The 10650-nt window shown below is 65.6% G+C and carries 10 protein-coding genes and 1 pseudogene; 2 read left to right on the top strand and 9 right to left on the bottom strand.

What is annotated here, in order from left to right; genetic code table 11:
- The 6 genes from GOOTI_RS17085 to GOOTI_RS17060 all read right to left on the bottom strand — a co-directional run.
- A partial coding sequence (locus GOOTI_RS17085; protein WP_007239869.1) for a solute symporter family protein occupies window positions 1–872 on the bottom strand: 872 nt, incomplete at its 3' end.
- Window positions 869–1240, bottom strand: a complete 372-nt coding sequence (locus tag GOOTI_RS17080; protein ID WP_039994280.1) for a DUF485 domain-containing protein — start codon at window positions 1238–1240, stop codon at window positions 869–871. The genes GOOTI_RS17085 and GOOTI_RS17080, both read right to left, overlap by 4 nt.
- A gap of 257 nt (window positions 1241–1497) precedes the next feature.
- A complete protein-coding gene (locus tag GOOTI_RS17075; RefSeq protein WP_007239867.1) occupies window positions 1498–3246 on the bottom strand; it encodes a sodium/solute symporter in 1749 nt (582 codons plus the stop codon).
- On the bottom strand, window positions 3243–3677 hold the full coding sequence (locus GOOTI_RS17070; protein WP_007239866.1) for a hypothetical protein: 435 nt from the start codon (window positions 3675–3677) through the stop codon (window positions 3243–3245). The genes GOOTI_RS17075 and GOOTI_RS17070 overlap by 4 nt, the downstream gene beginning before the upstream one ends.
- On the bottom strand, window positions 3674–4450 hold the full coding sequence (locus GOOTI_RS17065) for a LytR/AlgR family response regulator transcription factor (RefSeq protein WP_007239865.1): 777 nt from the start codon (window positions 4448–4450) through the stop codon (window positions 3674–3676). The genes GOOTI_RS17070 and GOOTI_RS17065 overlap by 4 nt, the downstream gene beginning before the upstream one ends.
- Window positions 4447–5727: a sensor histidine kinase gene (locus GOOTI_RS17060; protein ID WP_007239864.1), complete on the bottom strand. Its 1281-nt coding sequence runs from the start codon at window positions 5725–5727 to the stop codon at window positions 4447–4449. Before GOOTI_RS17060 ends, GOOTI_RS17065 begins: the two co-directional genes overlap by 4 nt.
- A 95-nt stretch (window positions 5728–5822) precedes the next feature.
- On the opposite strand from GOOTI_RS17060, the gene GOOTI_RS17055 reads away from it, so the two are divergent.
- Together GOOTI_RS17055 and GOOTI_RS17050 are read left to right on the top strand one after the other, a co-directional pair.
- Window positions 5823–6770, top strand: a complete 948-nt coding sequence (locus GOOTI_RS17055; protein WP_007239863.1) for a dipeptidase — start codon at window positions 5823–5825, stop codon at window positions 6768–6770.
- Window positions 6771–6998: 228 nt separating this feature from the next.
- A pseudogene (locus GOOTI_RS17050) lies at window positions 6999–7847 on the top strand (SDR family oxidoreductase).
- Between the two features lie 12 nt (window positions 7848–7859).
- Here the strand turns inward: GOOTI_RS17050 and GOOTI_RS17045 are convergent.
- Genes GOOTI_RS17045 through GOOTI_RS17035 form a run of 3 tightly spaced genes read right to left on the bottom strand, consistent with a single transcriptional unit; the run spans window position 7860 to window position 10459 of the window.
- Window positions 7860–9494 (bottom strand): polyamine aminopropyltransferase, encoded by a 1635-nt coding sequence (locus GOOTI_RS17045; RefSeq protein WP_007239860.1) that lies wholly within the window; start codon window positions 9492–9494, stop codon window positions 7860–7862.
- Complete coding sequence (locus tag GOOTI_RS17040) at window positions 9491–9922, bottom strand: DUF350 domain-containing protein (protein WP_007239859.1); 432 nt, start codon at window positions 9920–9922, stop codon at window positions 9491–9493. The genes GOOTI_RS17045 and GOOTI_RS17040 overlap by 4 nt, the downstream gene beginning before the upstream one ends.
- A gap of 57 nt (window positions 9923–9979) precedes the next feature.
- Window positions 9980–10459, bottom strand: coding sequence for a DUF4247 domain-containing protein (locus tag GOOTI_RS17035; RefSeq protein ID WP_039994276.1), 480 nt, complete (start codon window positions 10457–10459; stop codon window positions 9980–9982).
- Between the last annotated feature and the right edge of the window lie 191 nt (window positions 10460–10650).

Genomic DNA, 10650 nt, shown 5'->3' with positions numbered 1-10650 from the left:
GGCGTGGGCACCGTGTAGAAGCGCATCAGCACATGCGGCAGTCCTGCGGTGCCGAGTACGAGGGCGATGGCCAGCGAGATGAAGTTGATCTTCGACTCGAACGACCCGCCGTACTTGGCGCCGGGCGCGAGGACATCGCGGGAGGCGATCTTCTCACTCGACGATCCCGAGATCGCATGCTGAGCAGAACCGAGGATCTCCGAGAAGTTCATCCCGAACTTGCCCAACACGATCGCGGTCATTATCGCCGCACCCGCGATGAGTAGGACGGCCTTGATGATCTGGACCCACGTCGTGCCCTTCATGCCGCCGACCAATACGTAGACGATCATCAATGCGCCGACGACCGCGATCACGATCGACTGGCCTGTCCGCGACTCGACGTCGAGCAGAAGAGCAACGAGGCCACCAGCGCCGGCCATCTGAGCCAACAGATAGAACAGCGAGACCACGAGAGTCGAGATCGCTGCGGCGAGCCGCACCGGCCGCTGCCGCAGTCGGAAGCTCAAGACGTCGGCCATCGTGAACTTGCCGGTGTTGCGCAGCAGTTCGGCCACCAGCAGCAGTGCGACCAACCATGCGACCAGGAATCCGATCGAGTACAGGAAGCCGTCGTATCCGTAGACGGCGATGGCGCCGGCGATACCGAGGAAGCTGGCCGCGGACAGATAGTCACCCGCGATCGCGATTCCGTTCTGCGGGCCGGAGAAGGCACGACCTCCGGTGAAATAGTCCGCGGCAGTGGAGTTGTTGCGGCTCGCTCGGATCACCACGAACATCGTGATCGCGACGAATGCGATGAAGATCGCGATGTTGGCGGCCGGGTTGCCCACCGTTCCGGCGGCGAGATGCAGGGTCGACGACGAGCTCACCGGGCCACCTCCTCGTTGGCCACCTCGGTGTCCATCTCCGCGCGCAGAGCGGCGGCCCTGGGATCGAGTTCGCGGTTGGCGAAGCGGACGTATGCGCCCGTGATGACGAATGTGGAGACGAACTGCAGCAGGCCGAGGACCAGACCGACGTTGATGTTGCCCCACACCGGCGTTGCCATGAAGTCGTGGGCGAAGGCGCCGAGCGCCACGTAGATGCCGTACCAGACCAGAAAGAATGCGGCCATCGGAAAGACGAAGCGACGCAACGTCCGACGGAGATCCTGGAATTGTTCGCTGTGCTGCATCTCGAGGAACTGTTCACCCGTCGGCGCATTCTGCGCCTGCGGTACTCGTTCAGTGGTTGACACGGTGCCTCCGAAGGAATTCGTGTGATGTGGATACCCGGTAACCATGAAAGAGAGGTAGATCACCCGCAATGGGGTGTCGTGGATCACACGACGAAGCTCGCTGATCGTGCGCCGAACGGTCGGTCAGCGCAGACGAGCGGTCAGCGCAGACGAGCGGTCAGCGCAGACGAGTAGTCAGCGTAGACGAGTGGTCAGGGCAGACGAGCGGTCAGGCGAGGTCGTCCCGTATCCGTTGCCGCTCCGCGTGGGACGCGATCTCACTGACCGCGTGGCACTCGTTCGACACCCATGCCGAGACGTTCCGGCACATGCATCCGCGCGAAGATGCGTGAGACGTCGGTGGGTCGGGTTCGACGGGTCGCCGCGCTCACGCAGATCATGGTGGCGAACGCCAGTGGCACCGTCACGGCGGCCGGATATCCGATGATCGCCGCCGGCCATCCGTGACCGGCAGCGTCGTCGACGACCCCGGCAACGGCCAACGACGTCGCGACGCCCGACGACACACCACCGACCGCGAGACCTGCAATGGCACCTGCGGGGGTCAGGCCCCGCCACCAGATGCCCAGCATCAGAAGCGGACACAGCGTCGACGCGGCCACTGCGAAGACGAATCCGACGGTGCGCGACAACTCGAGTCCCGACGCCGCGAAAGAGATGCCGATCGCGAGGACACCACCGATCGCGGCTGCCAGCCGGAAGTCACGGACCCGCCCGGGAAGCACATCCGTCGACAACGCACCGGCCACACTGATGAGCAGCCCTGACGACGTCGCGAGGAACGCGGCGATGGCACCCGCAGCGACCAGTGCGGCGAACAACTCACCGGCGATACCGCCGACCGCCGCGCTCGGCAGCAACAACACGGCCGCGTCGGACGTCCCGGTGATCAGGAGTTGCGGTACGTAGACCCTCGCCAACACGCCGAGCAGAAGCGGGAACAGGTAGAACACCGCGAGCAGAACGATGACAGTCAGTGCCGTGCGGCGTGCCGAGCGCCCGTCCGGGTTGGTGTAGAACCGCACCAACACGTGCGGCAACCCCATCACACCCAGAAACGTCGCGACGATCAGCGAGAAGACGGCGTAGAGCGCATGCGGGCCGCCGAATCCCCCGCCGGACGCGAGCCAGCGCTCGCCTGTCGTTGGTGCGCCCGCCACCACCGGCGTCGCCGCGCCTGCCTGTAGGTACAGCGTGCTGCCTGCCGAGACGGTGTGCTCGCCCGCGGTGGGGAAGGGGGCGTCGTGTACGGGTCGGCCGTCGAGAGTGCCGGTCACCTCCACGCCGATCGTCTCCGGAACGGCAACGACGACGTCGGTGGTCACCTCCACGGTTGTCGCCGCGGAGACACGCGGTGGCGCGGGCTCGCCCAGCGCCGGCCGATCGGCGAAGAACACGGCCACCAGAGCGATCGTCGGAATGCCGATGGCGGTCAACTTCAGCCAGTACTGGAAGGCCTGCACGAAGGTGATGGAACGCATGCCGCCACCGATTACGTTGACGACGACGATCGCCCCCACGACCACGACACCCACCCACACGGGGGCGCCGAGGAGGATGTTGAGCGTCAGTCCCGCACCCTGCAGCTGCGGAATGAGGTACAGCAGACAGACGACGACCACCACCACCATCGCTGTGCGCCGTGCTGTCCTCGAGCCGAGCCTGAACTCCGCGAAGTCGGGCACGGTGTAGGCGCCCGAGCGACGCAACGGCGCCGCGACGAACATCAGCAGGCCGAGATATCCGGCGGTGAAGCCCACCGGGTACCACAGCGCGTCGGCGCCGTACTTCGCGACCAGTCCCGCTACTCCGAGAAACGACGCCGCGGAGAGGTATTCGCCGGAGATCGCCGCCGCATTGCGTCGCGCTCCGACGGCTCGCGAGGCCACCAGGAAATCGGAGGTGGTACGTGAGCGCCTGCCGCCGTACGCGCCGACGACGACCGTCGCGACCGCTGCAGCGAGCAGCGCCAGCGCGGTGAGAACACGAATGCCGTTGTCGGTCATACAGTCTCACCGTCACTGTCGTCGTTCGCGACGTCAGAGTCGACTTCGGCCGAGCTCTCGGCATCGTCGTCGACGAGTCCGAGGAAGTCGTCTTCGGCCTGGTCGGCGAACCGGACGTACACGCGCCCGACCAGATAGAGCATCGGATAGATCAACACACCGAGCACCAGCCAATTCAGTTGGATTCCCAGGAATCTGGCGGTGCTCAGGGTGGGAAACAGTATGCCCAGCAGCGGGATGACCGCGATCAACAGCGACGTCGTGATACCGAGCCGCAGCGCGAGCCCGAGCTGTGCGCGCATCAGGCCTCGTACCAGTGCATCGCCGACCTCGGTCTGTTCCTGCACCTCGATTCTGGTGCGGACCATGCGCGCACCACGGCGTTGTGCAAGGACAACCCGTTCTCGGCGAGGAGTCGACGGTTGACTCATGCGTCCTCACCAGCGGACGCCCGATAGGCGCGCAGCGGGTCGTGTACCAGTCGTTCCTTCAGCTCCCGCGACTGACGTCGACTCACCGGAAGCTCCACTGCCGGCGACGTACCGTTCGCTCGTATGCAGACGACAGTCGCCGATCCACTCGTCCGCATCCCGCTCACCATCGGCAGATGCACCAGATAAGAGCGGTGGACCCGTGTGAAACCGTGTTCGCTCCAGCGGGATTCGAGTGTCGACAACGGAATCCGCACCAGATGTGCTCCCGAGTCCGAATGCAGGCGGGCGTAGTCGCCGACCGCCTCGACCCACGAGATCGAGTCGCGTCGAATCAGCGAGGTGACCCCGGAGAGCTCCACCGGGATCACGTCGTCTGCTGCATCCTGACGAGCAGCCGGGGCCACTGATCGCGCGGCGACCACACGGTCGACTGCCTGCCCGAGGCGTTCCTCGCGAATCGGTTTCAACAAGTAGTCGAGTGCGCCGACGTCGAATGCATCGACAGCGCGGTCGTCGTGTGCCGTGACGAAGACGATCGACGGCGGATCGGAGTATCTGGCCAGAACCCGAGCGAGTTCGATGCCGGACAGCCCTGGCATGTTGATGTCGAGGAAGATGGCGTCCACCCGATGATCGGCGAGTTCACGCAACGCAGCGGTGGCATCCCCTGCGCGGACGACCTCGCCGACCTCGGATCGACGAGCGAGTAGATATGCCAACTCGTCGAGCGCTGGCGGCTCGTCGTCGACGGCGAGAACGGTGAGGGTCATCGCGGACCCGCCTCCTGACTCTGTGCGGCAGCCTCTGTCTGTCTCGGTGGCGTGGGCGAGGAGTGCTGTGCGCGCACGCCCGCGCGGAACTTCGGCACGCGCATCCCGACTTTCGTGCCCGCTCCGATTCCCGTCTCGACCACAAGACCGTAGTCGTTGCCGAACGCCGCGCGCAGGCGGTGGTCGACGTTGGTCAGGCCGACACGCGCGCCCGAGGTCTCACTCGACGGTGCGGTCGTTGACGCGTCGAGTGCATCGATGTCTCCCGAGCGCAGCACCTCGGGATCCATCCCCACGCCGTCGTCTTCGACGGTGATGACGCAGTCGGAGCCTTCGTCACGCGCGACGATCGAGATCGTTCCCCCGCCTCGTGCTGCGACACCGTGGCGCACGGCATTCTCCACGAGCGGTTGCAGGGCCAAGAAGGGCAGCACCACGCCGAGTACCTCCGGGGCCACCTGCAACCGCACATCGAGCGCGGCTCCGAAGCGTGCACGCTCGAGCGTGAGGTAGCGATCGATGTTGCGCAGTTCGTCGGCGAGCACCGTGTACTCGCCCGCGGCGCGGAACGAGTACCGGGTGAAGTCGGCGAAGTCGAGGATGAGCTCACGCGCACGGTCGGGGTCGGTGCGTACGAACGATGCGATCGTGCTGAGAGCGTTGTAGATGAAGTGCGGACTGATCTGTGCGCGCAATGCCAGCACCTCTGCACGGTCGAGGCGGGCACGAGATGCGTCGAGATCGGCGAGTTCGAGTTGGCTCGACGCATAGCGGGCGACCTCGGCGATCGCCCCGAGCATGCCGGGGCCCGGACGCCTGGTACTCGCGACGACCAGCACGCCGACACCGCGGTCGTCGACGACGATCGGTTCGGCGACGAGTGCGCGTAGCCTCGCGTCCGCGCCCACGGGATCGGTCAGGAGGACGCGACGCAGTTCGGTCGCGGCAGTGGTGGCGATCTCGTCGGCTCGGTGGAGGAGTTGCTCGTCCCAGGCATGGGGTTCGCCGTCGCTGGCCAGACGCGTGCCGTCTCCGTCGTAGAGTGCGATCGCATCGGTCGCGGTGAGTGCTCGTAGTGGCCCGAGTGCCTGGTACGCAGACTCGGCGGTCAGGCCGCGGCGCAGCGGACGAGCGGCCTGTGACGCGGTGTTCAGCGTGGCGTGTACGGCGCGTTCAGTCGGTGATGCAACGACGCGCCTGGTGCGTAGGAGCACGACGACCACCGCCACCGCGGCGAGCACGAGTACCGCGAGCAGGACCGCCATCCCGTCAGGCATCGCGTGCGCGAAGAAGGTCGGTGTTCATGCGACCATTCTCGCGAGGACGCGTCCCGCGTGCGGCGGAAACCACTGTTTGACCGGAAGGAACCCGGATGACTCTTCTCTGGGACCAGCACGCTTGTCTGCCGTTGCAGCCCGATGCCGACGTCGGGTATCTGACCAGGTTCTCCCGGCCAGGATCGACGTACGTGTCGGTCAACGTCGGATATTCGCCGCAGACCTTCGCGGACTCGACGAACCTGTTGCAGCACTTCAGGTCTGCCATTGCGGCCCACCCGCGTCTCGCGGTGGCCTCGTCGCTCTCCGACATCGATGCCGCCGGCGGTCGCGGGCAGATCGCCGTCGCCTTCGACCTCGAGGACTCCAACCCTCTCGACGGCGACCTCGACAACGTGCACCGCCTCGTCGAACTCGGCGTGCGAACCATGTTGCCCGCCTACAACCACGCGAATCCCGCCGGTAGCGGCTGTCTCGACACCACCGACACCGGCCTCACCGCGTGGGGTCGACGACTCGTCGGCGAACTGAACACCGCGGGAGTGGTCCCGGACGGGTCGCACTGCAGCGCACGTACGGGGCTCGACCTCTGCGAGGTATCGACCAAGCCTGTCGTCTACAGCCATTCGTGCATGCGCTCGGTGTGGGACCATCCACGCAACATCACCGACGAGCAGGCACGCGAATGTGCCCGCACCGGCGGCGTCGTCGGTATCACCGGCGTGGGGATCTTCCTCGGCCCCAACACACCGACTCTCGAGGCGATGACACGTCACCTCGAATACGCCGTGGAACTGGTCGGGATCGACCACGTCGGCGTGAGCACCGACCATTCCTTCGACGCCGACGACTTCCTGGCCGAGATCCGCGATCACCCGGAGTCGTTCGACGACTCGTACACGCGCTGGGGGCCGATCGAATGGATGGCCCCGGAAGTATTTGTCACCCTCGGCGCACACCTCTCGCAGCGGGGATGGTCGGACGCCGACGTCGTCGCGGTGACCGGCGGCAACTTCCGGCGCGTGGCTGCGGCGAGCTGGTGACGCAGCGGTACGCGACACATCCGGCTTGGCGTTGCCGACCAAGCCGACCGAACGCTCGGTCTTGACGTTCGCCAGAGGATGTGCGAGCCTGCTCTCGGGAGAAACCCGGCATGGCTTCGAGCTGAGCTCGGGTGTGATTGTGCAGGGCGCACAACAGATTTCGTGTACACAGTGCGCTTCTGACATGGGATCGCCGACCCACGGAATCGACACAGGAGAGGGGCCACGGTGGCCACAGAAACGTCTACAGGGTCCGAGCAGACATTTGCCGGGCGCACCGCCGTCATCTCAGGCGGTAGCCGGGGGATCGGGCTGGCGATCGCCACCGCGCTCGGCACACGCGGCGCGAACATCGTGCTGCTCGCCAAAACCGACGCGCCACACCCCAAGCTGCCCGGGACGATCCACACGGCCGTCGACGAGATCGAGGCTGCAGGTGGCACGGCCACGGGTGTCGTGGGCGACGTACGCAACGAGGACGACGTCACCCGAGCTGTGCACACCGCCGTCGACACCTACGGTGGCGTGGACATCTGCATCAACAATGCGAGTGTGCTCAATCTGACGGCCACGGAAGACCTTCCGATGTCGCGTTTCGACCTGATGCAGCAGGTCAACGTACGCGGCACCTTCCTGCTCACCCAGAAATGCCTGCCCTACCTGCGCAAGTCCCCGAGTGCTCATGTCTTGACACTGTCGCCACCGCTCAACATGAGCTCTGAATGGCTCGGTAAGCATCCGGGGTACATGCTGGCGAAGTACGGAATGACGCTTGCGGCACTGGGTTTCGCTGCCGAATACGCCGACTCGGCGGTCGCGAGCAACTGTCTGTGGCCCGAATAGACCATCGCCACTGCGGCGGTGCGCAACCTGCTCGGTGGTGACGACGCCGTCGCGCATTCGCGGTCACCACAGATCATGGCCGACGCGGCCGTCGCCGTACTCGGACAGGACTCGACTAACACCGGCCGGTGCTACCTCGACGTCGAGGCGTTGGCCGAAGCCGGCGTCACCGATCTGTCCGTCTACGGCGGCCAGGAGCCCGTCGAGTACGACATCTTCGTCGACCCTCGCTGACTGCGCAGGGAATCAGTAGGTTGCCCACTCTCCCTGTGCGTAACGGAGTATCCGCGGATCCATCAACGTCGACGGCGGCATGTCGAGTGGCGGACGGTCCAGCGGGAATACCGCAGCAGCCGTCAACTCGGGTTCACTGAGAAAACGCATCGGCCCCGGCGGTGTGACGTGCAGGCGCGGAGGTACCCCCTCACTCGCGGCGAGGAAGAAACCCCAGTCACCGAACGACGGGACGTCGACATGGTAGGGCGTCACTAAGAGCCCCGCCGAACGGAGCGTGGACCCGATGCACCAGTACGACTTCGGGGCGAAGTACGGCGAGCCCGCCTGAACGACGATCCGCCCGCCCGGCGCGGAATGCGCTCTGACGAGTGAATAGAACTCTGTCGAATAGAGCTTGGCCGTGGCTGATTCGTCTGCGTCGGGCATGTCGACGATGATCACGTCGAATCTGTCGTGCTGGTGCCGCAGCCAGGTGAATGCGTCGGCGGTGACGACATGCGCGCGGGGATCGTTCATGGAGCCACGGTTGAGGTCGGCCAGTCTGGCATCCGTGCGCGCGAGGCGAATCATCTCGGGATCGAGTTCGACGAGTGTCGGACGGGCATCGGGATAGCGCAACACCTCTCGCAACGCGAGGCCGTCGCCGCCGCCGAGGATGAGCACGGACAACGGCGATCGCTCGCCGGCGGCGCCGGTATTCAGTGCCGCGGCGTCGGCCATGGCGGGATGGACAAGCGCCTCGTGATACCGGTATTCGTCGCTTGACGCGAACTGGAGGTCGCCGTTGAGATACAGCCGCGTGTCGCGCCCGGACCCGACGCGTCGCTCGGTGATCACGATGTCCTGGTATTGGGTACGTTCTGCCGCGACGATCGGATCGCGATACATCGCCTGTCGCGCGGTCACCTCGAAGCGGTCGGCGTAGACGAGTGTGGCGATCAGTACGGCGATCACCGCGACAGCGGCCACGCCGAGAGCGGCGAACCCGATGCGCGTCAGCGACTTCCGGAACATCACGAAGACGAGGAAGCACCCCGCGACGGCGTTGACCAGACCCACCACGATCGCCCCACGCAACTGACCGAAGACGGGCAGCAAGACGAAGGGGAAACAGAGCCCGCCGATCAGGGCCCCGATGTAGTCGGCGGCGAACAGATCGGCAACCGCGGAACCGGCCTCCTGCTTCCGTATTCGTTGCAGCATCACCATGAGCAATGGGATTTCCGCACCGATGAGCAGACCCAGCACGAAGGCGACGACGACGAGCGCCTGGGTGTAGAGCGAGACATAGGCGAACGCGGCGTACAGCGCGAGCACCGACAATCCGCCGAGCAACGCAAGCGCGAGCTCGATCGCCGCGAACGCCGTGACCGCGTGCTTCTGCAGCGGTTTGGCGGTCAACGAACCGATGCCCATCGCGAACACCATGACGGCCAGAACGATCGACGCCTGGGTGGCCGTGTTGCCGATCAGGTACGAACCCAGCGACACCAACGCCAGTTCGTAGACGAGACCACAAGCCGCGCAGACGAACACGACGGCGAGGAGTCCGACTCGCGCGAGTCGTGAGCGGGGCGCGGCGTCGCGGTCGGCGTTCGGTTCCGAACGGTCGGCCGGGTCAATCCCCGAGTCGGCGAGCGTCACAATATCGCTGCGGCGACGATGACGGCGATGCCCAGGTGAAAGACAGCCTGAACCCAGACCGCGGGGTGGCTCTCGGCGCCGATCACGATCTCGCCGAGTTTGCCGGGAGTGAACAGGTCGATGACGACGAACGCGATGCACATCACGGCGAGCCCGATGAACGTGTAAACGATGGTGTACACCAATCCGGTGCCGAGTCGGCCTTCGCTCGCCGCTATCGCAGCGGCGACGATGATCGCCACCGCGACCAGATTAGAACCGACCAGGATTCCGGCGTTGCGGTTCCGGTCGACCCACAACTGGTGCCGCAGGTTGCCCGGCGTCAGAACGTCGATGACAGCGAATGAAATCAGCATCAGCAACACCCCGACGCCCGCGTAGGCAGCAGCGGAGTAGGCGTTGGTGGCAATCGCGTGGGCCGAGATCATGTGTGTACTCCCGTGTCTGGTGCTTGCTGTGGTAGTTCTGCCGTGTTCGGGCAGATGTCATTTCCCGGTGCCACTGCCGCCGCCACGGTTGGAACTGCCCGACCCCGAGTAGTCGGGCGTCGGTACCCAGAATCCGCCGACATAGCTGTGGTAGTGGTTGTAGCCGGAACGGTAGTCACGGCTCACCATCACCTTCGTTTTGCCTGCCGCATAGGGGAACAGCCCGATCAGATAGTCGGGGTACTGGAGAAACTGCGTTCCCGTAACGTTTCCGGCGCCCGACGTGTCTCCGGCACGCTGGTCGGTCGGGCTCTGTGCGGACGTGAGTTGTGCCGACACGGTCGACGGATCACCGTCGGCGACATAGGCATCGACGTCTGACTCATCGAGTGAACTGTCGCGCTGATAGTGGGACTTCACGTACGCACGTGCGTCACCACCGGACGACCCCCGGAGCGCACTCAGCCCGCACGACCCGAGCGCGATCAACGCGGCGAGCACGATCACGGCGATGATGAAGTTGCGGACCCGCCGCATCGACCTCGCCGGGTCGGGCTTTCCCGGGCCAGTCGGCTGTTCCCCACCGGAGAACCCCCCCGGATGTCCGCCGCCGGGATATCCGCCGCCGGGATGTTGACCGCCCGGATATCCGCCGCGTGGCTGCTGGCCGAACCCTTGGCCGCCCTGTCCGTGGCCGCCCCGGCGCGGATCCTGGGCTCCGTCGTCAC

Origin of the sequence: Gordonia otitidis NBRC 100426 (assembly GCF_000248075.1) — a bacterium.
Taxonomy (GTDB): Bacteria; Actinomycetota; Actinomycetes; order Mycobacteriales; family Mycobacteriaceae; genus Gordonia; species Gordonia otitidis.
This window is presented reverse-complemented; position numbering and strand designations above follow the sequence as displayed.